Source organism: Geomonas sp., from assembly GCF_056994735.1.
On record NZ_JBXKJL010000034.1, the window covers coordinates 1 to 24,163 of the forward strand.

Annotated in this window: 22 protein-coding genes; all 22 read left to right on the plus strand. The window is 61.8% G+C overall.

All coding sequences use genetic code 11. The features are described from left to right. Window positions 1–575 (plus strand): nickel pincer cofactor biosynthesis protein LarB (larB, locus tag AC11W3_RS01525; RefSeq protein ID WP_484092371.1); only part of this gene is annotated, 575 nt, incomplete at its 5' end. After that, window positions 572–1,735 carry a nickel pincer cofactor biosynthesis protein LarC gene (gene larC, locus AC11W3_RS01530; RefSeq protein WP_484092372.1) on the plus strand — a complete coding sequence of 388 codons (1,164 nt, stop codon included), beginning with the start codon at window positions 572–574 and terminating at the stop codon, window positions 1,733–1,735. The genes larB and larC, both read left to right, overlap by 4 nt. Beyond that, the gene (locus tag AC11W3_RS01535) at window positions 1,732–2,181 is read left to right on the plus strand and encodes a phosphatidylglycerophosphatase A family protein (RefSeq protein ID WP_484092373.1); all 450 of its coding nucleotides are present in this window, start codon (window positions 1,732–1,734) and stop codon (window positions 2,179–2,181) included. The genes larC and AC11W3_RS01535 overlap by 4 nt, the downstream gene beginning before the upstream one ends. Continuing rightward, entirely contained in the window at window positions 2,178–3,410 is a 1,233-nt protein-coding gene (locus AC11W3_RS01540) for a competence/damage-inducible protein A (RefSeq protein WP_484092374.1), read from the plus strand. The genes AC11W3_RS01535 and AC11W3_RS01540 overlap by 4 nt, the downstream gene beginning before the upstream one ends. A gap of 248 nt (window positions 3,411–3,658) precedes the next feature. Then, a complete protein-coding gene (locus tag AC11W3_RS01545; protein ID WP_484092375.1) occupies window positions 3,659–5,653 on the plus strand; it encodes a sensor histidine kinase in 1,995 nt (664 codons plus the stop codon). 214 nt (window positions 5,654–5,867) lie between these two features. Next, complete coding sequence (gene recA / locus AC11W3_RS01550; RefSeq protein ID WP_484092376.1) at window positions 5,868–6,866, plus strand: recombinase RecA; 999 nt, start codon at window positions 5,868–5,870, stop codon at window positions 6,864–6,866. 3 nt (window positions 6,867–6,869) lie between these two features. Next, window positions 6,870–8,024, plus strand: coding sequence for a type IV pilus twitching motility protein PilT (locus tag AC11W3_RS01555; RefSeq protein ID WP_484092377.1), 1,155 nt, complete (start codon window positions 6,870–6,872; stop codon window positions 8,022–8,024). After that, window positions 8,025–8,492, plus strand: a complete 468-nt coding sequence (locus AC11W3_RS01560) for a regulatory protein RecX (RefSeq protein ID WP_484092378.1) — start codon at window positions 8,025–8,027, stop codon at window positions 8,490–8,492. It abuts the gene before it with no gap. Between the two features lie 227 nt (window positions 8,493–8,719). Further along, the gene (alaS, locus tag AC11W3_RS01565; RefSeq protein WP_484092379.1) at window positions 8,720–11,347 is read left to right on the plus strand and encodes an alanine--tRNA ligase; all 2,628 of its coding nucleotides are present in this window, start codon (window positions 8,720–8,722) and stop codon (window positions 11,345–11,347) included. Between the two features lie 118 nt (window positions 11,348–11,465). Beyond that, window positions 11,466–12,605 (plus strand): sensor histidine kinase, encoded by a 1,140-nt coding sequence (locus AC11W3_RS01570; RefSeq protein ID WP_484091934.1) that lies wholly within the window; start codon window positions 11,466–11,468, stop codon window positions 12,603–12,605. Window positions 12,606–12,699: 94 nt separating this feature from the next. Continuing rightward, window positions 12,700–13,578 carry an acetylglutamate kinase gene (gene argB, locus AC11W3_RS01575; RefSeq protein WP_484091935.1) on the plus strand — a complete coding sequence of 293 codons (879 nt, stop codon included), beginning with the start codon at window positions 12,700–12,702 and terminating at the stop codon, window positions 13,576–13,578. An 18-nt stretch (window positions 13,579–13,596) separates the two neighbouring features. Next, the gene (locus AC11W3_RS01580; RefSeq protein ID WP_484091936.1) at window positions 13,597–14,790 is read left to right on the plus strand and encodes an acetylornithine transaminase; all 1,194 of its coding nucleotides are present in this window, start codon (window positions 13,597–13,599) and stop codon (window positions 14,788–14,790) included. A gap of 164 nt (window positions 14,791–14,954) precedes the next feature. After that, window positions 14,955–15,866 (plus strand): ornithine carbamoyltransferase, encoded by a 912-nt coding sequence (gene argF, locus AC11W3_RS01585; RefSeq protein WP_484091937.1) that lies wholly within the window; start codon window positions 14,955–14,957, stop codon window positions 15,864–15,866. 30 nt (window positions 15,867–15,896) lie between these two features. Next, entirely contained in the window at window positions 15,897–16,193 is a 297-nt protein-coding gene (locus AC11W3_RS01590; RefSeq protein WP_484091938.1) for a nucleotidyltransferase family protein, read from the plus strand. Further along, window positions 16,186–16,545 (plus strand): HepT-like ribonuclease domain-containing protein, encoded by a 360-nt coding sequence (locus tag AC11W3_RS01595; RefSeq protein WP_484091939.1) that lies wholly within the window; start codon window positions 16,186–16,188, stop codon window positions 16,543–16,545. Before AC11W3_RS01590 ends, AC11W3_RS01595 begins: the two co-directional genes overlap by 8 nt. A gap of 9 nt (window positions 16,546–16,554) precedes the next feature. After that, window positions 16,555–17,775 carry an argininosuccinate synthase gene (locus AC11W3_RS01600; protein ID WP_484092380.1) on the plus strand — a complete coding sequence of 407 codons (1,221 nt, stop codon included), beginning with the start codon at window positions 16,555–16,557 and terminating at the stop codon, window positions 17,773–17,775. Between the two features lie 61 nt (window positions 17,776–17,836). Further along, the gene (locus AC11W3_RS01605; RefSeq protein ID WP_484090215.1) at window positions 17,837–18,277 is read left to right on the plus strand and encodes an NUDIX domain-containing protein; all 441 of its coding nucleotides are present in this window, start codon (window positions 17,837–17,839) and stop codon (window positions 18,275–18,277) included. Between the two features lie 138 nt (window positions 18,278–18,415). Next, complete coding sequence (locus AC11W3_RS01610; protein ID WP_484090211.1) at window positions 18,416–19,555, plus strand: hypothetical protein; 1,140 nt, start codon at window positions 18,416–18,418, stop codon at window positions 19,553–19,555. Window positions 19,556–19,705: 150 nt separating this feature from the next. Beyond that, on the plus strand, window positions 19,706–21,082 hold the full coding sequence (gene argH / locus AC11W3_RS01615; RefSeq protein WP_484090212.1) for an argininosuccinate lyase: 1,377 nt from the start codon (window positions 19,706–19,708) through the stop codon (window positions 21,080–21,082). A gap of 3 nt (window positions 21,083–21,085) precedes the next feature. Next, window positions 21,086–21,856 (plus strand): LPS translocon maturation chaperone LptM, encoded by a 771-nt coding sequence (lptM, locus tag AC11W3_RS01620; RefSeq protein ID WP_484090213.1) that lies wholly within the window; start codon window positions 21,086–21,088, stop codon window positions 21,854–21,856. Between the two features lie 95 nt (window positions 21,857–21,951). After that, window positions 21,952–22,239, plus strand: a complete 288-nt coding sequence (gene gatC / locus AC11W3_RS01625) for an Asp-tRNA(Asn)/Glu-tRNA(Gln) amidotransferase subunit GatC (protein ID WP_484090214.1) — start codon at window positions 21,952–21,954, stop codon at window positions 22,237–22,239. A gap of 188 nt (window positions 22,240–22,427) precedes the next feature. Further along, complete coding sequence (gene gatA / locus AC11W3_RS01630) at window positions 22,428–23,885, plus strand: Asp-tRNA(Asn)/Glu-tRNA(Gln) amidotransferase subunit GatA (RefSeq protein WP_484089922.1); 1,458 nt, start codon at window positions 22,428–22,430, stop codon at window positions 23,883–23,885. Window positions 23,886–24,163: the final 278 nt, after the last annotated feature.

The following is a 24,163-nucleotide window of genomic DNA, read 5'->3' on the forward strand; positions in this document are numbered from 1 at the left end:
TCGCCCAGATGCAGACCATCATGACCGCAATGATCGAGAAAGGTGGCAACGTCCTCGCTACCAGGGTGAGCGCGGTCAAGGGGAGAAAGCTCAAGGATCTCTTCCCGGAGGCGGTTTATCACGCCGATGCCCGCGCCCTGACCATCGAGCAGCACCCGGTGGAGGTACGCGGCAAGGGGAAGGTCCTCATCGTCTGCGCCGGCACCTCGGATATCCCGGTCGCAGCCGAAGCGGTGCTGACCGCGCGGCTCATGGGAAACGAGGTGGAGAAGCTCTACGACGTCGGCGTGGCGGGGCTGCACCGGCTCCTCGCCAGGCGGTCACTCATCTCCGAGGCCTCGGTCATCATCGTCGTCGCCGGAATGGAGGGGGCGCTCCCCTCGGTGGTCGGCGGCCTGGCGGACAAGCCGGTCATCGCCGTCCCCACCTCTGTCGGCTACGGCGCGGCCTTCGGCGGCGTCGCCGCGCTCTTGGGGATGCTCAATTCATGCGCCGCGGGTGTCACCGTGGTGAATATAAACAACGGCTTCGGAGCGGCCTACGCCGCCAGCCTGATCAACAGGGTACATGCATGAAGTTGCTTTACTTTGACTGCTTTGCGGGGATCGCCGGCGACATGACGGTGGCGGCCCTCCTGGAACTGGGATTGCCTATCGAGAAGCTGCGCGAAGACCTCGCCGTTCTCCCCTTGTCAGGCTACAAATTGGAAAGCTCGCAGACCGAGCGCCACGGGGTCTCCGGGACCACGTTCAAGGTCACGCTCCTCCAGGAGGACCAACCGCACCGCCACTACTGCGGCATCGAGAAGATGATCGAGGCGGCCCCCCTGAAGCCGCGGGTCAAGGAACTGGCGCAGCGGATCTTCAGGAGACTGGCGGAGGCCGAGGCCGCCGTCCACGGCGTCCCCCTGGAGCGGGTCCACTTCCACGAGGTCGGCGCCATCGATTCCATCGTCGATATCGTCGGCACCGCCATCGGGCTCGACTACCTCGGGATAGAGAAGATCTACGCCTCCCCCCTCCCCTTCGGCCGCGGGTTCATCCACACCGCCCATGGGCGGCTCCCCGTTCCGGCGCCCGCCACCGCGCATCTCATGCAGGGTATCCCCCTCTCCGGCGACATCGGCGAGGGCGAGCGCGTGACCCCGACCGGTGCGGCCATCGTCGCCTCGCTCGCCGAATCCTTCGGCCCGCCGCCCCCCATGACGGTGAAGGGGATGGGATACGGCGCGGGGGAAAAGGATTTCGCGGAGGTGCCGAACCTCCTTCGCCTGGTGCTGGGTGAGGACGGGGAAACGGGGGAGAGGGCGGAGGAGGAAGTCCTGGTCATCGAGACCCACATCGACGACATGAACCCGGAGCTCTTCGGATTCCTCATGGAAAGACTCCTCGAGGCCGGCGCTCTGGACGTGGCCTTCAGCCCGCTGCAGATGAAGAAGAACCGTCCCGCCACGCGGCTCACCGTGATCGCGGCCAAGGATGACCTGCAGAAGCTCTCGGGAATCATCCTCTCCGAATCGTCCACCATAGGGGTCCGCTACTACCCGGTCCGGCGCATCACCCTCGCCCGCAACATCGAGGAGCGGGAGACGTCGCTGGGAACGGTGAGGGTGAAGGTGCTGGAAGACGGACGGGTGGCGCCGGAGTATGAATCGTGCCGCGAGATTGCCGTGGCGCGCTCGCTGCCGCTCATAGAGGTGTACAGGACCGTGGAAAGGGAGACCTGGAAGGCATGAAGGCGTTCATTCTCATCGCCGCCACCTGGTTTGGCACCGGCTTTTCCCCCATAGCCTCCGGGACCGTCGGGACTCTCGGCGCCATCATCTTTTACCTGGTGCTCGCCCAGCTTTCGCTACCCCTTTATATCCTGACTACCGTGGCCTTCACAGTATTCGCCTGCTGGGTAGCCGGCCAGGCCGAGGCTCTTTTCGGCGAACACGACTCGGGCAAGATAGTGATCGATGAGGTGGCTGGCTACCTCGTCACCATGACTGCCGTGCCGCTCTCGTGGAAGGCGATCTGGATCGGCTTTTTCCTCTTCCGGATCTTCGACATCACCAAGCCGCAGCCGGCCCGCTGGTTCGACCGCTCGCTCAAAAACGGCTACGGGGTGGTACTGGACGACGTTTTCGCCGGGCTCTACGCCTGCCTCGCCACCCACCTCGTCTTGAGGTTCCTGTGAAGATATCGACCCTCTCCATCGGCGACGAGCTTCTCTGCGGCGAGGTCGTCGATACCAACGCCTCCCACATCGCGGCCAAGGTGTACGACGCCGGGATGCGGGTATCGAGACACCTGACCGTGGGTGACGACCGGGAGGCGATAGTTTCGGCGCTGAGGGAACTGGCCTCGACCGGCGATGCGGTGATCGTCACCGGGGGACTCGGACCCACCCCCGACGATGTGACGGCCGAGGCCGCGGCACAGGCAGCGGGGACTGTGCTCGAACTCTCCGATGAGGCGGTCGAACACCTGGCGCGCTTTTCGGCACGGGTTTCCGGCGGGCTGCACCCGGGAAACCGCCGGCAGGCGATGGTCCCGAAAGGCTGCTCACTAATCCCCAACCCGCTCGGCACCGCCTGCGGCTTCAACGTGAAGGTGGAAGGGGCGGAGCTCTTTTTCCTCCCGGGGGTTCCTTTCGAGATGGAAGCGATGCTCGGGGAGACGGTGCTGCCGGCCCTGGCGAGGAATGGGAGCCCGGGATGGAGAAGGATCACCCTCAAGCTTTTCGGCATCTCAGAGGCCGCCGTCGCCGCCAGGCTGGAAGGCTCCATCGCCGAAGGCTCTCCCGTCCAGCTCGCGTACTGCGTGAAGTTCCCCGAGGTCGACCTGATCCTCCGCGCGCCGTCCCTGCACGAGGACCTGCTGGATGCGGCGGCGGAAGAGATCCGCGGGCGCTTCCCGGCTGAGTTATTCGCGGAGGGCGACCAGACCATCGACGACGTCCTCGCCTCCTTGTTCAGGAGGAGCGGGCTCACTCTCGCGCTGGCCGAATCGTGCACCGGTGGCATGATAGCGGCTCGCATCACCTCGCAGGCCGGGAGTTCCGCCTATTTCCTCGAGGGGAACGTCACCTACAGCAACGCGGCCAAGACCAGGATGATCGGGGTCCCGGCCGGGCTGATCGATTCCAAAGGGGCGGTAAGCGCCGAGGTCGCCTGCGCCATGGCCGGCGGGGCCCGGCAGGCGGCGGGAAGCGACCTGGCCCTCTCCGTCACCGGGATCGCCGGCCCTGACGGGGGGACGCCGGACAAGCCGGTCGGCACCGTCTTCATGGCCCTGGCCGACGCCACCTCGTGCCGGGTCGACAGGTACAACTTCCACGGCGACCGTCAAAGGGTCCGGGAGATCACCTGCTTTACCGCACTTGACTGGCTGCGGACGTACCTGGCGGCTTTAGGGGAAGAATAATGGCACCTTCCCCCACCCCCTCGCCCCTCCCGCCAGGGGAGGAGGGATTCGTGCAGCTTTTCTCTCAGCTTAACTTTCAGGTCCCAGCTTCCATCTTTGCAGCTTCTGGTTTCAGTCTTTGCAGCTTCTGGTTTCAGTCTTTGCAGCTCCAGCTTCACAATCTTTGCAGCTTCCGCCTTTCAATCTTTACACCTTTGCGTCTTTGCGGCTTTGCGTGAGTAGTTATCGCTGGTACAGGGGGATCCGCCTTGCACTTTGCACCACTCACACTGCTGATCGTCTGCGAGTCCCTGCTCTTTTGGGTCGAGCGCCACATCGCGCTGCCGGTAGGGATCCATCTTGCCGCCACCCTCTCGCTTGCGACCACGCTGCTCATCCTTTCCGTAACCATGCGGAACAGGGAGGGGCGCGTCCTGACCGGCCTGCGCCGGGAAATCACGGGAATGCAGCAGGAGGTGGCCAAGGCGGCGCGCCGCTACAAGTCACTGCTGGAGGGAGCGGGGAATGCCATCTTCGTCTTCAATGCGGAAAGCGGCGTCCTCCAAGAAGCCAACCGTAAGGGTACCGAGCTGCTCGGTTTCACCAAGGCGGAGCTCTGCTCCATGATGGGGCGCGAACTGCTCCCCGCGGACGAGCACGAGAAGTTCCGCTCCTTCGTCTTCCAGCTGAAACGCTACGGCCGGGGTAGCACCGAAGCACTCCAGTTCCAGAGAAAGGACGGCTCGCTCTTCTTGGGGGAGATCGACGGGAGACTGATCGATCTAGGCGACCAGCAAGTCGTCCACTGCATCCTGAGGGACATCACCGACAAAAAGCGGGCCGAGAAGGAGATCTGGCAGAGAAACCGCGAGCTCTCCATCCTCAACGACATCCTGACCGGCATGAACCACGGGCTGGGCCTCGATGGCGTCCCGCAGGAGACGTTGGCCGACATCATCGAGCTCTTCCAGGCCGGCGGCGGCACCATCCACCTGCTGGGCCCCTCGGACGAGCCTCCGCAGCTCTCCGCCTCCCGGGAGGTCTCGGCGCAGTTGGGAAAGATGATCGCCGCCTTCATCGCGACAGCCCCGCAGCGTTTCCGGAACGTCCATGTCCGCTGCCATGCCGACGACGCGTTATTCTCCAGCGCCGCAGCCGACGGGTGGGGCTGCCTCACCTCGGTCCCCCTCACGGTCCAGGGGCACCTGATCGGCGTGATGCACCTCATGCACCCATCCCCGCAACACTATTCGGAGGAGGAACTCCGCTTCCTGGAGAGCGTGGGCAAGCAGGTCGCCAACGCGGTGGAGAAGAACCGGCTCTTCGCCGAGCTGAACTGGAAGAGCGCCGAACTCCTCCGCTCGCACCACCTCCTGGAAAAGACCAGCCACAACCTCTCCGTCTCCGAAATCAAGCTAAAGCGGAACCTTGCGCTGGTGGAGCAGGCCAACCTCGAGCTGAGCCGACTGGACCGCATGAAGAACCAGTTCCTGGGGATGGTCTCGCATGAGTTCAACACCCCCCTCACCAGCATCATCTCCGGCGCCGATCATCTGCTGCAGAACTCGGCAACCGGCGACTCCGCCGAGGTGCTGCAGATGGTCCGGGACGGGGGGCTGAGGCTCAAGGAGCTGGTGGCGGACCTTCTGAAGCTGATCAGGCTGGAGGCGCAAGGTGACGAGCTCGAGCCGTCGGCGGTGCACCTGAAGCAGTTCCTGGAGTTGATGCAGGAGAACCTCAAGCACCAGCTGGAGGAACGGAAACAGACGGTGAGGCTGGTAGACCTGGAAACGATCCCCTTCTTCGACGCGGACCGCGAGTACCTGGAGCGGATCTTCGGGGAGCTGCTGGTAAACGCCATGAAGTTCGGCCCGGAGGGGAGCGAGATCGAGGTCTGCGGCAAGGTAGTGGAGAAAAGTGCGCTGTTAAAGCGGCGGGAGACCCTGGAGAGATTCAACGCGGAGTTCCTCAAGCGCTGCGGCGATCGCTGCTATTTGCAGGTGGAGGTCCGTGACCGCGGCATCGGGGTTCCCCCGGAGGAACAGCAGGGGATATTCGAAATCTTCTACGAGGTGGGAGACATCCGGCATCACTCGAGCGGCAGCAGCATGATCCACGGCAAGGGGGCTGGCCTGGGCCTGGCCATGGTCAAAGGCATGGTGGAAGCTCACGGCGGAATGGTCTGGGTCGAGAGCACGGCGGGGAGCTCGTTCTTCCTTTTGCTGCCGCTGGAGCAGGAGCTGAGCCAGCCGGCCCTCTTTTAAGGCATGGCCCCTCCGGCCACCGAAGGAAGCTGCAGAAGTCTTCCCGCCCCCGGCTGGAGAGGGGGATCATCGCCGGACACCGCGCTGAATCCCCCCTACGGCATCCCCCGTCGGCGGGAGGTGCAGATAAAAGACCTTTTCGATGTTCAGCTTGAAATGGCGCTAGAGGTTGTGCTATGTGTGGAAGATATTACGGCAAGAGGAGATATCACCGATGCTCGACAAGGAAAAAGCGATAGACCTGGCACTAAGCCAGATAGAGAAGCAATTCGGCAAGGGTGCCATCATGAGACTCGGCAACGACGAGGCCCTTCCGGACGTAGCCGCGATCCCGACCGGCTCGCTGTCGCTTGACCTCGCACTCGGCGTCGGCGGGGTCCCCCGCGGCCGCGTCATCGAGATCTTCGGACCGGAATCCTCCGGCAAGACCACCCTGGCACTGCACATCATCGCCGAAGCCATGAAGCTTGGCGGCATAGCCGCTTTCGTCGACGCGGAGCACGCGCTCGACATAGGCTACGCCAGGAAGCTCGGCGTCAAGACCGACGACCTGCTGGTCTCCCAGCCGGATACCGGCGAGCAGGCACTGGAGATCGCCGAGACCCTGGTGAGAAGCGGCGCCATCGACGTCCTGGTCATCGACTCGGTTGCGGCCCTGGTGCCGAAGGCCGAGATCGAGGGTGACATGGGCGATTCCCACATGGGCCTGCAGGCGCGACTGATGTCCCAGGCCCTCAGGAAGCTGACCGGCATCATCTCCAAGTCCAACTGCTGCGTGATCTTCATCAACCAGATCAGGATGAAGATCGGCGTGATGTTCGGCAACCCCGAGACCACCACCGGCGGCAACGCGCTCAAGTTCTACGCCTCGGTCAGGATGGACATCCGCAAGATCGCCGCCCTCAAGCAGGGCAACGACATGATCGGCTCGCGCACCCGCGTCAAGGTGGTCAAGAACAAGGTAGCCCCTCCCTTCAAAGAGGTTGAATTCGACATCCTCTACGGCGAAGGCATCTCCAAGGAAGGGGACGTCCTCGACCTGGCCGTGGAGCGCAACGTGGTGGAGAAGAGCGGCGCCTGGTTCTCCTATGGCAAGGAGCGCATCGGCCAGGGCCGCGAGAATTCCCGGATGTTCCTGAAGGAGCACCCGGAAATGACCGCGGAAATCAGGGCCAAGCTTCTTGCTCCGGAAGCCGCGGCGCCCGCACTCTAATATATGGAATTAAACGAAATACTGGCCATAGCCATGAAGGCGAAAGGGTCGGACGTCCACCTCAAGGCGGGCATCCCCCCGATCGTAAGGATAGACGGACAGTTGAGGGCCATACCGAACGCCGAGAGGCTGACGGCCGATGGCGTCCGGAATATGGCCCTCAGCATCATGAACGACAGGCAGAAGAAGATCTTCGAAGACAACTTCGAATCCGACCTCGCCTACGGTGTCCCGGGGCTCGGGCGCTTCAGGGTCAACGTCTTCGCCCAGAGGGGCACCACCGCCATGGTCCTCAGGGCCATCCCGATCGCCATCCCGACCATGGAGTCGCTGAACCTCCCGCCGGTGCTGAAGAAGCTGGCACTGGAGCATCGCGGGCTGGTCCTGGTCACCGGAACCACCGGCAGCGGCAAGTCGACCACCCTCGCCTCCATGCTCGACTACATCAATGAGAACCGGACCTGCAACATCATCACCATCGAGGACCCGGTCGAATACCTGCACAAGGACAAGAAGAGCATCATCAGCCAGCGAGAAGTCGGCTTCGACACCCTCAACTTCGGCAAAGCCCTCACCTCTTCGCTGCGGCAGGACCCGGACGTGATCCTGGTCGGCGAGATGCGCGACTACGAGACCATCGAGATCGCGCTGACCGCCGCGGAGACGGGGCACCTGGTGCTTTCCACCCTGCACACCCTGGACGCCGCCGAGACCATCAACAGGATCATCTCGGTCTTCCCCCCCTTCCACCAGAGGCAGGTCAGGATGCAGCTCTCGGGGATCCTGAGGGGGGTCGTCTCGCAGCGGCTGGTGCCTCGGGCCGACACCAAGGGGCGCGTGCCGGCGGTCGAGATCATGATCGGCACCGCGCGCATCAAGGACTGCATCGACGACGAGGAAAAGACCAAGCAGATCCCCGACGCCATCGCCCAGGGATTCACGACCTACGGGATGCAGACCTTCGACCAGTCGCTCATGCAGCTGCTCACCAAGAAGCTCATCAGCTACGAGGAGGCCCTCAGGCAGTCCAGCAACCCCGACGACTTCGCCCTGAAGGTATCGGGCATCTCCTCCACCTCGAACTCCACCTGGGACGACTTCACCAAGGATGAACCGGAGAAGGATAAGGGCGGAGAGATGGTCATCGAGAAGTACTAGGTGAAGCAGGGATCCTCTTTCGACTCTGGCCTGAGGATACTCGCGCTGCGCGACCATTCGGAGGCGGAGCTAAGGAGAAAGCTCAAGGAGAAGGGGTACGAGGGAGGGGGGATCGAGGAGACGGTGGAGAGGCTGAGAGAGCTCGGTTACCTCGATGACGCCCGCTTCGCCCGCCACTTCGCCTCTTCCGCCATCAGGAACGGCAGGGGGTACGGACCACGGCTTAAGCTGGAACTGGCCCGGCGCGGAGTGGCTGCCGGGATAGTAAGCGAGGTCCTTGCCGAGATCGACCGGGAGTTCAGTGAAAGGGAACTGCTGTCGGATCTCGTCGGGCGGCGTTTCGCGGGGTTCGATCCCGAGACGGCAACAGAGAAGGAGCGGCGCAGGGTGGTGGCATACCTGCAGAGAAAAGGGTTCTCGCTCTCGGCCATCTTTGAAAGGCTTAAAACCGTGAAAGGTGAAGGGTGAAGGGTGAATAAAACCTGGCCTTGTACCTTCTGCATCCACGCGGCATGTTACGCGCGGGATTAGAATCTGATCGAATCGGATCAAACTCCAGTCCCCCTTTGAAAAAGGGGGATTTAGGGGGATTTGATTGTGACGGCCAAGAGGCACATCCCCCCTTTTAATGGGGGAAGGAAAACGACACAGACTTTATTTTGATTGCTGAATAATTTAATTTTATTGAGGTTTACATGACAGGCAGAGAGATCCGGGCCAAGTTCTTCGAGTACTTCCAGAAAAAGGGACACACCTTGGTGGAGAGTTCAAACCTCATCCCCAAAAATGACCCGACCCTCCTTTTCACCAACGCAGGGATGAACCAGTTCAAGGATACCTTCCTCGGTCTCGAAAAGCGGGACTACGTGAGGGCGGTCTCCTCGCAGAAGTGCGTGCGCGCCGGGGGCAAGCACAACGACCTCGAGAACGTCGGCCGCACCGCCAGGCACCACACCTTCTTCGAGATGCTGGGCAACTTCTCCTTCGGCGACTACTTCAAGAAGGAGGCCATCGCCTTTGCCTGGGAATTCCTCACCGGCGACCTGGGCCTGTCGAAGGACCGGCTCTACGTGACGGTCTACAATGACGACGACGAGGCGGCGGCCATCTGGCACGAGCAGGAAGGGGTGCCCAAGGAACGGATCTACCGCTTCGGCGAGAAGGACAACTTCTGGTCGATGGGCGACACCGGTCCGTGCGGACCCTGCACCGAGATCTTCTGGGACAACGGCCCCGGGACCGGTTGCGGCAGCCCCGACTGCGCGGTCGGCTGCGACTGCGACCGCTACATGGAGATCTGGAACAACGTCTTCATGCAGTTCAACCGCGACAAGGACGGCACCCTCGCGCCCCTTCCCAAACCCTCGGTCGATACCGGCATGGGCCTGGAGCGCGTCTCCGCCGTCATGCAGGGTGTGACCTCCAACTACGACACCGACCTGCTGCAGGGGATCATCCGCCACATCGAGACCCTCTCCGGGAAGAAATACCGCGCCGACGAGAAGGACGACGTCTCCATGCGCGTCATGGCCGACCACTCCCGCGCCATCACCTTCCTGATCTGCGACGGCGTCCTTCCCAGCAACGAGGGGCGAGGCTACGTGCTGAGGCGCATCATGCGCCGCGCCGCCCGCCACGCCAAGATGCTGGGCATCAGCGATCCCGTCATGTACAAGGTCGTGGACGCCGTCAACCTCATGATGGCAGACGCTTATCCGGAACTCCTGGAGCGCGAAAGCTACGTGAAGAAGGTGATCCACGCCGAGGAGCAGCGCTTCGCCGAGACGCTGGACCGCGGCCTGGCCATCCTCAATGACGAGACTGCCCGCCTGAAAGCTGCCGGTGAGAAGGTGATCTCCGGCGAGGTCGTCTTCAAGCTCTACGACACCTTCGGCTTCCCGGTCGACCTCACCGCTGATATCGTCGAGGCCGAAGGATTCACCCTCGACGAGGACGGATTCGCCCTCTGCATGGACAGGCAGAGGATGAAGGCCAGAGAGAACTGGAAAGGCTCCGGCGAGGAAGGGCTTGCCTCCATCTTCAAGGAGCTGCACGGCACCGGCATCACCAGCAACTTCGTCGGCTACTCCGAGCGGACCGCCTACTCCCCGATCAGCGCCATCATCAAGGACGGCATCGTGGTCGAAGAGGCCCACGAGGGCGACGAGGTCGAGATCATCACCGCCACCACCCCGTTCTACGGCGAGTCCGGCGGGCAGGCCGGCGACACCGGCTGGATCTCCACCGGCTCCGGCCATGTCGAAATCAGCTCCACCTCCCGCCCCTACCCCGATCTCATCGTTCACCGCGGCAAGATCACCTCCGGCAGCGTCAGGGTGAACGAGGCTGGCGATCTCAAGGTCGACACCGCCAGGCGCGCGGCGACGGCCAGGAATCACACCGCGACCCACCTGCTGCAGGCCGCCCTCAGGGAAGTGCTGGGCGACCACGTGAAGCAGGCGGGCTCCCTCGTTGCTCCGGACCGCCTGCGTTTCGACTTCACCCACTTCTCGGCCATGACTCCGGGCGAGATCAGAAGGGTGGAAACGCTGGTGAACGGCTACATCATGGAGAACTCCGGCGTGGAGTCCCGCGAGATGGCGGCCTCCGAGGCGCTTGCCTCCGGCGCAACCGCACTCTTCGGCGAAAAGTACGGCGATGTGGTCCGAGTCGTCAGGGTCGGTGACGTGAGCAGCGAGCTCTGCGGCGGCACCCACGTGCATGGCGCGGGCGAGATCGGCTTCTTCAAGCTCGTCTCCGAAGTCGGCATCGCAGCCGGGGTGAGAAGGATCGAGGCCCAGACCGGCACCGGCGCGCTGGCCTTCGTGCACGGGCTCGAGGACGAGCAGCGCGGCGTCGCGGCACTGGTGAAGGCCGAAAGCGGCACGGTGCTGGACAAGGTCGACAAGCTCCTGGCCAACCAGCGCGAGCTGCAGAAGGAACTCGAGGCGCTGCAGGCGCGGCTGAACGCTTCCAAGTCGGCCGACCTCATCCAGCGGGTCCGCGAGCAAAACGGCATCAAGGTCCTCTCGGTCAAGGTCGACGGCGACGCCAAGGGGCTGAGGGAGCTCTCCGATACGCTGAAGGAGCGGATCGGCTCCGGCGTCATCGTGCTCGGCACCAGCGACGGCGTCAAGGCCAACCTGCTGGTCGCCGTGACCTCCGATCTCACCTCGCGCTGGAAGGCCGGCGACATCATCAAGGCCATCGCCCCCATCGTGGGCGGCAACGGCGGCGGCAAGCCCGAGCTGGCCCAGGCCGGCGGCTCCAAACCGGAGAACCTCGCCGAGGCGCTGGAGGCGGTTTACCAGATCATCGGCTAGGTCTAGGCGTTTACCTCCCCCCCTTGACAAAGGGGGGAGATTTGCCTTTACCGGCAGCGGCAAATCCCCCTGAATCCCCCCTTGCCAAAGGGGGACTTCTGAAAGAGGTGAAGTACGCATGTTCGAACTCACCCAGCAATCGGACCAGGCGCTGGTCCAGGACAGGGAGCGAAAGACCCTGCTGATCGTCGACGACGAGCCGGTGATCCGCGACCTCTGCATGAGGGCCCTGCGCGACTACAACGTGGTCGAGGCGGCTGACGGCGAGGAGGCGCAGGAGATCTTCGGGCGCGGCGGGATCGACGTCATCCTCACCGACGTGATGATGCCGAGGGTCGACGGTCTCGAGCTCCTTAAGAGGGTGAAGGACCGGGAGCCGACAGTGGTGGTCATCATCATGACCGGCTTCGCCGACAAGGAACTGATCCTCAAGGCCCTCAAAGCCGACGCCGACGATTTCATCACCAAGCCGCTCAACCTGCTGCAACTGAAGAGCGCGGTCGACAAGGCGCTGGTCAAGAAGGCGCTCAAAGAGGAGATTGCCAACCTCAAGAACCTGGACCAGTTCAAGACCAACTTCCTCTCCCTGATATCCCACAAATTCCGCACCCCTATCACCTCCATCTCCCTCTTCCTCCAGAACCTCGCCGCCGGCGTCTACGACCCGGACGACGAAATGACCAGGGAAAACATCGGCCTCATCTACGAGGAAGCCTGCTACCTCGGCAAGCTGGTGGGCGATCTCCTCAACTTCTCCACGCTCATGGATACCGGTGGCGGGTTGCAGCTCCAGGGTTGCGACCTGAACGCGCTGATCACCAAGCTGGTCAAGGGGGCGAGGGAGTTGCTGGCAAAGCCCGGCATCTCCGCCGTCATCGAACTGGACAAGGTGCCGGAGCTCCTTCTGGACCGCGACAGGATCGCCTTCTCGATCCAGCAGGTGATCGACAACGCCGTGAAGTTCTCCGGCGACGAGGGGACGATCCGTATCGGGCTGAAGAGCGTGGGCGACAGCTGCCAGATCACCATCGAGGACGAGGGGATCGGCATAGCCAAAGAGGAACTCCCGAAGGTTTTCGAGAAGTTCTATCAGGTCGACGTCGACAGGACCGGCCAGATCCGCGGCTTCGGACTCGGACTCTTCTATGCCCGCGAATTCATAAGGATGCACGGCGGCAGCATCTCCATCCAGAGCGAGCCGGACGTCGGGACCAAGGTAGTGATAAGCATCCCCACCAAAGTCAGCAACAGCCCCTGAACCTGCCAAATTCACCCCTCTTTGAAGTTGATTATTTCCCCCTATCTGCTATATTAGCCTCTTTCCATGCAGAACTAACCATTCAGAGGCAGTCATGCAGAAACTCATAGAGAAGGCGAGCACTCTCATGGAGGCTCTTCCCTATATCAGACGTTTTTCCGGAAAGACCATCGTCATCAAGTACGGCGGCCACGCAATGGCCGACGAGAAGTTGAGAAAGTCCTTTGCACTGGACGTCATCCTTCTCAAATACATAGGCATAAACATCGTTGTCGTACACGGCGGCGGTCCGCAGATCAACGAGACACTGAAGCGCTACGGCATCGTCTCCGAATTCGTCAAGGGTATGAGGGTCACCGACGCCGAGACCATGGGCGTGGTGGAGATGGTGCTGACCGGCCAGGTCAACCGCGAAGTGGTCGGCTACATCAACCAGAGCGGCGGTCGCGCCGCGGGCGTATCCGGGAAGGACGGCGATCTGCTGATCTGCGAGAAACTCCTGCAGGAGATCCGGCAGGACGACGGCAGCGTGGAGAAGGTCGACATCGGCTATGTCGGCGACATCATCGAGGTCAACCCCGCCCTGCTCCAGGCGCTGGAGAAGGGCGGCTTCATCCCGGTCATAGCCCCCATCGGCGTAGGGCGCGACGGACAGAGCTACAACATCAACGCCGACGTGGTGGCCGGGAAAGTAGCGGCGGCCCTCAATGCCGAGAAACTGATCCTGCTGACCGACGTTTCGGGGGTGAAGAACAAGGAAGGGGAGTTGCTGTCGAGCATTTCCCTCGCCAAGGTACCGGCGCTGATCGACAACGGCACCGTCACCGGCGGGATGATCCCCAAGGTCACCTGCTGCACCGACGCCCTCGCCGCCGGGGTAAAGAAGGCCCACATCGTCGACGGCAGGATCGAGCACGCCATCCTGCTGGAGATCTTCACCAACGTGGGGATCGGGACGGAGATAGAGGCTTAGAAGAAAAGGAGTACAGCAATGAATTCAGCAGCGTGGATTGAGAAGTCAGACAGATACATAATGAAGACTTACGGCCGCTACCCCCTGGTCCCGGTCAAGGGCGAGGGTTGCTACCTGTGGGATGCGGACGGGAAGAAGTACCTCGACTTCCTGGCTGGCGTCGCCGTCAACAACCTCGGGCACTGCCATCCCGCCGTCACCGCGGCGCTGGCGAAGCAGGCTGCCGAGCTGATCCACTGCTCGAACTACTACCACATCCCGCAGCAGATCGAACTCGCCGAACTCCTTTGCAGCCACAGCTTCGCCGATAAGGCCTTCTTCTGCAACTCCGGAGCCGAGGCCAACGAAGCCGCCATCAAGCTGGCCCGCAAGTACAGCCGCGAGAAGTACGGCCTCGACCGCTACGAGATCATCACCGCCATCTCTTCCTTCCACGGAAGGACCATGGCGACCGTCTCGGCCACCGGGCAGGAAAAGGTCCAGAAATTCTTCGATCCGCTGCTGCACGGTTTCCGCCACGTGCCGTTCAATGACGCCACCGCGCTGCGCGCCGCCATCTCCCCCTGCACCTGCGCCGTCATGCTGGAGCCGATCCAGGGCGAAGGCGGGGTCGTGGTCCCCGATGCCGACTACCTTCAGGAAGTCCGCCGGATCTGCGACGAGAACGGCCTCATCCTGATTTTCGACGAAGTACAGGTAGGGATGGGCCGGACCGGCAAGCTTTTCGCCTATGAACATTTCGGAGTGACCCCGGACATCATGACCTTGGCCAAGGCGCTGGCAGGCGGAGCCCCGATCGGGACCATGCTGGCGACCGACGAGCTCGCCGCAGCCTTCAGCCCGGGCACCCACGGTTCGACCTTCGGCGGCAATCCGTTGGTAACTGCCGCGGGAGTCGCCACCCTTCAGGTCATCCTGGGTGAGGGTATTCTCAACAGGGCCTGCGAGATCGGTGAGTACCTGATGGGAGAGCTCGAGGCCCTGCAGCGGAAGTTCCCGGTGATCACCGACGTCCGCGGTATCGGCCTCATGATCGGGGCGGAGCTTTCCATCCCGGGCGGCGACATCGTGAAAAAGGCGCTGGAGCGCGGGCTGCTCCTGAACTGCGCCCAGGACAAGGTGCTCCGTTTCGTTCCGCCCCTCATTGTGGGCAAGAAGGAAGTGGACGATATGCTCTCGATCCTGAGTGACATACTCGAGGAGATGAAGTAAGGGGCTCGAAAGGCAAATCCCCCCTGTCCCCCCTTTGACAAGGGGGGGACGCTCCGGGCAGTGCCGTAGGAGCGCCCTTCCGGGCGCGAACCCGCGGATCACGTTGTAACAAAAAGCTGACGACCGCGACGGTCCATTAAAATAAAGAAGAGAGACGCCAGCATATGAAAAAAGATTTCCTCGCCCTGAGCCACTTCTCGAAGGCGGAACTCGACGCGATCTTAGCGCTGACCAAAGAGCTCAAGCAAAAGCAGAAGAGCGGCATCGAGCACCACCTGCTCAAGGGCAAGACGCTGGCCATGATCTTCGAGAAGTCCTCGACCCGGACCAGGATCTCCTTCGAAGTAGGGTTCTACCAGCTGGGCGGGCACCCGCTCTTCATCTCCGGGAAGGACTCCCAGATGGGACGCGGCGAGCCGATCAAGGACACCGCCCGTGTCATCGCCCGCTACTGCGACGGCGTCATGATCCGCACCTTCGCCCAGGAGACGGTGGAAGAGTTCGCCAAATACGCATCGATCCCGGTCATCAACGGCCTTACCGACCTCCACCACCCCTGCCAGATCATGGCCGACATCTTCACCGTGATCGAGCACAAGGGGAGCTACGAGGGGCTCAAGTTCGCCTGGATCGGGGACGGCAACAACATGGCCAATACCTGGATCGAGGCCGCCGCCATCTTCGGCTTCGACCTCGCCCTCGCCTGCCCCGAAGGGTACGATCCCGACCCGAAGGTGTTGGAGTGGGCCCGCGCCAACGGCAGCTCCAAGATCGTGGTGACCCGCGATCCGAAGGAAGCAGTCAAAGGCGCCGATGTCATCAATACCGACGTCTGGGCGAGCATGGGGCAGGAAGAGGAGCAGAAAATCCGCGAGAAGGCATTCGTCGGTTTCCAGCTCAACGAGGAGTTGGTCGGATTGGCCAACCAGAAGTCGATCGTGCTGCACTGCCTCCCGGCCCACCGCGGCGAGGAGATCACCGACGGCGTCATCGAAGGTCCCCACTCCGCCGTCTGGGACGAGGCTGAAAACCGCCTGCACGTACAGAAGGCCATCATGGCTACGCTGATGAAGTGAGGTAACAACAGCTTTTGGGAGCCTTGTGAGATGAAACCTCTAAACGAAATAAAAGAGATCATCCGGGATCATAAGGTGGAGTTGTCCGAACAATTCGCAGTCAGCGAAATCGGCATTTTTGGTTCCGTCGTCCGTGGCGAAGCGCGTGAGGACAGTGACGTCGATGTGCTGGTCGAATTCAGTCGTCCCATCGGGCTCATGAAGTTCATGTCTCTGGAGTACCACCTTGAGCAGCTTTTTGGTGGCACGAAGGTTGATCTTGTCGCCAGGAAATCTCTCAAGCCGTACATAGGCAAGGTTATCCTGCGAGAAGTCCAGTATGTCTGACTACAGAGATGTCCGGGACTATCTGATAGATATGAGTGATGCCGTTGAGAGCATCCTTGAGTTCACTGGTGGCATGACCTATGAAGAGTTCACCAACGACAAGAAGACGCTCTATGCAACAATCAGGGCCTTTGAGATTCTCGGTGAAGCAGCAAAACACATAGATGAATCGATCAGACTTCAGTTCCCGTGCGTTCCATGGAGGCTGATTGCGGGAATGCGGGACAAGCTGATCCACGAATATTTTGGGATATCAGTTGAGACGGTCTGGAGCACGATACAGGACGACCTGCCTGAAGTGCAAAGAGATCTGGCGCCTGTCCTGGAAGAACTAGTATATAAAAAACCTTAAGGAGAACCCATGGCTAAGAAAGAAGTGAAAAAGATCGTCCTCGCCTATTCCGGCGGGCTGGATACCTCCATCATCCTCAAGTGGCTCAAGAACGAGTACGGCTGCGAGGTCGTGACCTTCTCCGCCGACCTCGGCCAGGGCGATGAGTTGGACCCGATCCGCGACAAGGCTTTCGCAACGGGCGCCGATAAGGTCTACATCGACGACCTGCGCGAAGAGTTCGTGCGCGACTTCGTCTTCCCGATGTTCCGCGCCAACGCCATCTACGAAGGGCACTACCTGCTCGGCACTTCGATCGCCCGTCCGCTGATCGCCAAGCGCCAGATGGAGATCGCCGCCATCGAGGGCTGCGACGCCGTTTCCCACGGCGCCACCGGCAAGGGCAACGACCAGGTCCGCTTCGAGCTCGGCTACTACCACTTCAACCCGGCCATCACCGTTATCGCTCCCTGGAGGGAATGGAAGCTGAACAGCCGCCAGGCGCTGATCAACTACGCCAAGAAGAACGGGATCCCGATCCCGATCACCAAGAAGCGTCCCTGGTCCAGCGACCGCAACCTGCTGCACATCTCCTTCGAAGGCGGCATCCTTGAGGACACCTGGCTCGAGGCGCCCGAGAACATGTACGTGCTGACCAAGTCGCCGGAAAAGGCGCCCAACAAGCCGCAGTACATCGAGATCGAGTTCGAGAAGGGCAATGCTGTCGCAGTCGACGGCGAGAGAATGTCCCCGGCTCAGCTCCTGGCCCACCTGAACGTGCTGGGCGGCGAGCACGGCATCGGCCGCGTCGACCTGCTGGAAAACCGCTCGGTCGGCATGAAGTCCCGCGGCGTCTACGAGACCCCGGGCGGCACCATCCTCAGGGAAGCCCACATGGCGGTCGAGCAGATCACCATGGACCGCGAGGTCATGCACCTGCGCGACTCGCTGATCCCGCGCTACGCCGAGATGGTCTACAACGGCTACTGGTTCGCTCCCGAGCGCGAGATGCTGCAGACGCTGATCGACGAGTCCCAGAAGACCGTCAACGGCGTCGCCCGCGTCAAGCTCTACAAGGGCCACTGCCGCACCGTTGGGAGGAAGTCGGAGACCGACTCCCTCTTCAACCTCGACTTCGCCACCTTCGAGAAGGATCAGGTCTACAACCAGCAGGACGCCGAGGGCTTCATCAAGCTCAACTCGCTCAGGCTGAGAATCCGCTCCCTGATGCAGGCGAACAAGAAAAAATAAGGTATAAGGTCACTTCAGGAGGTAATAGGGGCACGAGAGCATCGTGCCCCTATCCGCTTATATGGAGCAGCAACCTTTCAAGGCGGGTCATATAGTCACCTCGGTCGTCGCCGTCATCGTTGACGGTGATGATCAGATCCTCCTTACCCGGAGAAACGTCCCGCCCTTCCAGGGCGAATGGGTCATGCCGGGGGGGAAGATCGACCTCGGCGAGCCGATCGTCGAGGCGCTGAAGCGCGAGGTGTGGGAGGAGGTCGGCCTGGAGGTAGAAGTCGGCGATTTGATAGATGTTTTCGAGCACGTGACCCCCGGAGCCGACAACTATCACTTCATCATCATCTACTACCGGTGCACCCCTCTTTACTGCGACGTCAAGCACAATGACAGCGAGGTCGCCGAAGCACGCTGGGTGCGCCCGGAGGAACTCGATAAGTACAGGATCCCCGCCGGCGCCAGCTTCATACTCGGGAAAGTATTCCCGGGGCTAAGGGCCAAGGGCTAAAGGCTAAAGGAAAAAAGAAGACCATACCGCCAGCCCGTATAAAACGTATAAGACAAATAGCTAATGATCCCTTAGCCTCTTGCCCTTAGCCCTTAGCCATTAGCTCCTTTTCTAGCCCCTTAGCCCGAGCGCCGTCCTATGGTCAAGATCATAGAAAAGCATCTCCACCTCGACTTTCCCCTGGGTCATCACCTGCACTGCCTCATCGCCCAGATCCCGAACCGACTGAGACGCCAGGACCACCTCTACTGCCTCGAGAACCCGGACGAACAGTGGACCATGGTGAAGGGTATCCTGGACCTGGTCGCGGCGGGGGAAGGGAACATGAAGAGGCTGCACTTCCTGATGTTCCCGGAGTGCTCGATCCCGATGGCCCGCTTCGAAGAGATGCTGTCCATCATCGACAAGGGATTCCACGCCAACACGGTGACCATGTTCGGGCTTGAGCAGATCACCCTGCGGGAATACCGCAAGATGCTGATCCGCTACCACGCCGACAACTCCGAGGTGATCGAGATCCTGGAGCAGGACGTGGATTCCGGCGACATCCTGGGAATGCCGGTCAACTGGTGCTGCATCGCGGTCAAGGAGGCCACGGGCAAGCTGCGGGTCTTCCTGGAGGCCAAGACGCATCCCTTCCGGGGCGAGGAATTCCTCGACAAGGACCACGACCTGTACCGCGGGCGTCACTTCTACCTCTTCAGGGGAGAGCCCGCCTGCTTCAATTTCATGTCGATCATCTGCCTTGATTTTCTCTACCGGGACCTCTACTCGTCCAACATCATGCAGATCGTCGACTGCGCGAACAACCTCTTCTTCACCAAGAGGCAGTCGCTGGACGCCCTCTTCGTCATGCAGTGCAACCCCAAGCCCGAGCACCGGACCTACCGCGACGTGCTGAGCGGCTTCTACGGCGAGTATCTCGAGGATACGCCCGGGGTGCGCGACACGGTGACTATTTTCGGCAACTGCTCGGATGAAAGCGCGGTGGAGGGGGTGCAGTGCGACGCCTGCTACGGCGTCTCCTTCGTGGCGATCAGCGGCAGGCACAAGATGCTGCAGTACCAGGAACGGGAATTCTCCAGCGACGATTTCGATGGCGCCCCGGTGTGCCGGCTCAGATTCGGCTCGCAGACCAGGCTCTACTACTTGAACCTCCCGCTCCACCACGAGCTCGACCCCCGCAGCTCCAGGCTGCCGCTCAAGGTCCACTCCGTGCTGAAGTGGGAAGAGGGGAAGTGGGTCAAGTCGGGCGACGGACAGGTCCCCGGCTTCTAGCGTTTTGACCATGACGCCCCCTCCCCCATCCGGGTGAGGAGTGGCGGACAACAATCCGCCATCCGGCGGGAATAACGTATTACAGAAACAGCGGCCACCTGCGGGGAGGCCCATGCTGGCATCAAATTCAAAGCAGCAGGAGACTCAAACATGTCAAAAGACAAACTCTGGGGCGGGCGCTTCACCCAGCCGACCGACAAATTCGTCGAGGAATTCACCGCTTCCATAAACTTCGATAAGCGCCTCTACCACCAGGACATCCGCGGGTCCATCGCCCATGCCACCATGCTCGGCAAGCAGGGGATCATCCCGATTGAGGACGTCGAGGCCATCGTCAGCGGCCTGAAGGGCATCCTCGAGCAGATCGAGGCCGGCACCTTCGACTTTTCCGTTTCGCTGGAAGACATCCACATGAACATCGAGGCCAGGCTCTCCGAGCGTATCGGCGACGCCGGGAAACGGCTCCACACCGGGCGATCCAGGAACGACCAGGTCGCGCTCGACATCCGCCTCTACATGAGAGACGAACTGGTGGAGATCTCGGCCTACATCGACCTCCTGATGGACGCGCTCATCTACCAGGCCGAGCAGAATCTTTCCGTCATCATGCCGGGCTTCACCCACCTGCAGACCGCCCAGCCGATCCTCTTCTCGCACCACATGATGGCCTATCATGAGATGCTCAAGCGCGACAAGGGCCGGATGGAAGACTGCCTCAAGCGCACCAACGTCCTGCCGCTTGGGGCCGGCGCCCTGGCCGGGACCACCTTCCCCATCGACCGGGAGTTCGTGGCCCAGCTGCTCGATTTCCCCGAGGTCACCCGCAACTCGCTCGACTCCGTCTCCGATCGCGACTTCGCCCTCGAGTTCTGCTCCGCTTCTTCGATCCTGATGATGCACCTCTCCCGCTTCTCCGAGGAACTGATCCTGTGGTCCACCAGCGAGTTCAAGTTCGTCGACCTCTCCGACTCCTTCTGCACCGGCTCCTCCATCATGCCCCAGAAGAAGAACCCGGACGTCCCCGAACTGGTCCGCGGCAAGACCGGGCGCGTCTACGGGAACCTGATGTCGCTCCTCACCGTGATGAAGTCGCTCCCCCTGGCCTACAACAAGGACATGCAGGAAGACAAGGAGCCGCTCTTCGACACCGTCGACACCGTCAAGGGGAGTCTCAAGATCTTCGCCGACATGGTTCGCGAGATGCGTATCAACCCGGTGCGCATGAAGGAAGCTGCCGCCGGCGGGTTCTCGACGGCGACGGACGTGGCGGATTACCTGGTGAGAAAGGGTCTCCCCTTCCGCGACGCCCACGAGGTGGTCGGTAAGGCGGTCCGCTACTGCATCGAAAACAACATGGACATACCCGAGCTCTCGCTTGCCGAATGGCAGCTCTTCTCCGGCCGCATCGACAGCGACATCTTCGAGTCCATCACCCTCGAGGCCTCCGTCAACGCCCGCAAGGCAACCGGCGGCACCGCCCTCGAGCGGGTGAAGGACGAGATCGCCCGGGCCAAGGAGGGGAGGTAACAGGTGGCGGGCGCGCGAAGGCTCCTTTTCCTGCTCCTCGCCCTCGCCGCGTCGGGGCTCGTCTCCGGCTGCGGCAAAAAAGGACCGCTCATCCCCCCCGAAGCGCTGGTGCCGGCGCCGATCTCCGACCTGGCCGTGACGCAGAAGGGGGAACGATTCGAGGTGAAATGGTCTGCCCCGTCGAAGCTGGAAAGCGGCGCACGACTTACCGATCTCGCGGGTTTCCTGCTGTTCCGTCGACCGGTGCTGCCGCCGGCCGAGGACTGCGAGGAATGCCCGACCGCCTACGGCGAGCTGGCGAAGATCGAGCTGGACTACCCGCGTAACGTCAGAAGGATAGGCAACAGTTTCCTTTTCGATGACCTTGACCTCAGCAAGGGGAAGACCTACCAGTACAAGGTCCGTTCCTTCACGGCCGGAGGGGTTCAGAGCAAGGATTCCACCAGAGCGCGCCGCACCGCCGTTACTCCTCCCGCTCCCCCCGTTCTTGAGGTTCTCCCCGCCGCGACCGGCGTGGTGCTCGCCTTTGCCGCCGCCCCCCCGACGGAAGGATCCCTCGTCGGGTACAACATCTACCGGTTCAAAGAGGGCGCGGAAATGCCGCTCGCCCCGCTGGTTTCCGCATCCAGCGCCTGCACCACCTACGAGGACAAGGAAGTTTTGATCGGCACCCGCTACAGCTATTACGTGACGGCCGTCGCAAAGGTCAATGGCGAGACGGTGGAAAGCGATCGGTCCCCTGTCGTGAGCGGGGCCATAAGCGGGCGGGATTAGGGGCGTCTCCTTGCCTTTTTAACCCTTTCATGATAATAACCGATAGACCGAAAACATGGGCGCCGCCCCATAAAGGCGCACCCCTTGGAGCATGCATGAAGATCACCAGAGCTGAAGTGGAGCATGTGGCGCGGCTGGCCCGGTTGGAGCTTTCCGAGCCCGAGCTCGACACCTTCACCGCCCAGATGGACTCGATACTCGCCTACGTAGAGAAGCTAAACGCCTTGGACACCGAAGGGATCATTCCGACCTCGCACGCGGTACCGATGGAGAACGCGTTCCGCCCCGACGAACTGCGGGACGCCATCGGCGTCGATGCAGCCCTCGCCAACGCCCCCAAGCACACCGAGACCTTCTTCAGAGTGCCGAAGGTGATCGAGTAGGTTGTGTCTCCCCACCTTCTTTCTCCCCCGCCCTTGACGGGACTACGCGTCGGAGCGCTTCGGCGCGCAGGCAGGAGGGGCAGGGGGGGAAGCTGCCACCTGCGTCAGTCGTGGAAACTACCCCCACCCCCTCACCCCCTCCCTCGAGGGGAGGGGACTTTGTTCGATTTGGAACTGCGGAGCGTTTAATGGAAATTTTCGACCTGACCATACATGAACTGCATGAGAAACTGAAGGCTAGGGAGCTCTCCTCCGTGGAGGCGACCAAGGCCCTCCTCGCCCGCATCGAGTCGGTAGACGACCGCGTCAAGGCTTACATAACGGTGACTCCCGAGCAGGCTCTTGCCGAGGCAGAGGCGGCGGACAAGCGCATCGCGGCCGGCGACATCGCCCCACTCACCGGCATCCCCATCGGCCTCAAGGACATCTTCGTCACCAAGGGCATCCGCACCACCTGCGGCTCCAAGATGCTGGAGAACTTCATCCCGCCTTATGACGGGACGGCTGTGGCCCGACTCAAGGGGCAGGGCGCGGTCATCGTGGGCAAGCTCAACCAGGACGAATTCGCCATGGGTTCCTCCTGCGAGTCCAGCTACTTCGGCTCGACCAGGAACCCCTGGAACCTCGAATGCACCCCTGGCGGCTCGTCTGGGGGCTCTGCTGCGGCGATCGCGGCGCGTGAAGCCACGGGGACCTTGGGCACCGATACCGGCGGATCGATCCGCCAGCCCGCCTCCCACTGCGGCTGCGTGGGACTGAAGCCCACCTACGGCAGGGTCTCCCGCTACGGCGTCATCGCCTATGCCTCCTCCCTGGATCAGGTCGGCCCCATGACCCATGACGTCACCGACGCCGCCATCATGCTCAAGGCCGTCGCGGGGCACGACGTGATGGATTCCACCTCCGTCGACACCCCGGTTCCCGACTATGCTGCAGGCCTTGGAGCGGGAGTCAAGGGACTCAAGATCGGCCTCCCCAAGCAGTACTTCATCGAGGGGCTCGACCCCGACGTGAAGAAGGCCATGGACGAGGCGATCGCGGTGTACAAGAGCCTGGGCGCCGAGATGAGGGAGGTGAGCCTCCCGCATACCGAGTATGCCGTCGCCACCTACTACCTGATCGCCACCGCCGAGGCCAGCTCCAACCTGGCCCGCTACGACGGCGTCCGGTTCGGCCACCGCAGCGAGGCTGCCAGGGGGCTGACCGAGATGTTCTCCAAGAGCCGCGCCGAAGGGTTCGGGGCGGAGGTCAAGCGCAGGATCATGCTGGGGACCTACGCCCTCTCCTCCGGGTACTACGACGCGTATTACCTCAAGGCCCAGAAGGTCCGCACCCTGATCATGCAGGACTTCCTGAAGGCCTTCGAGGAGGTCGATGTCCTGCTGACGCCGGTGGCCCCGACACCGGCCTTCACCATCGGGGAGAAGCTCGCCGATCCGCTCCAGATGTACCTTTCGGACATCTTCACCATTCCGGTGAACCTGGCGGGGACCTGCGGCATCTCGGTACCTGCCGGCCTGAGCAGGGGAGGTCTTCCGATCGGGCTCCAGCTGATCGGCAAGCCGTTCGGCGAAGAGTCCATCCTCAGCGCGGCCTACTCCTTCGAGAGGGAGACGAAGTGGCACGAGATGAAGGCGGCACTGTAAAACCTTTTTCGCCGCGGAGAACTTCTGAGGAAATCTGAGAAAGACAATACCCTGAACCAGGGGTAAAGACCCTCAGGCTGCTTTTGACTATATTTTAGAAAGAACTTATAGCTTGGTTTCTCCGCCTTTCTCCGAATTTCTCCGTGGCTAATACTTTGTTTCGAACGCGAGACAACCTTTTTCGCCGCGGAGAACTTCTGAGGAAATCTGAGAATGCAAAGTTCCAAGGAAGGGGTGAACCCCTCAGGCTGCTTTTGAGACGTTTTTTTGGAAGTGAC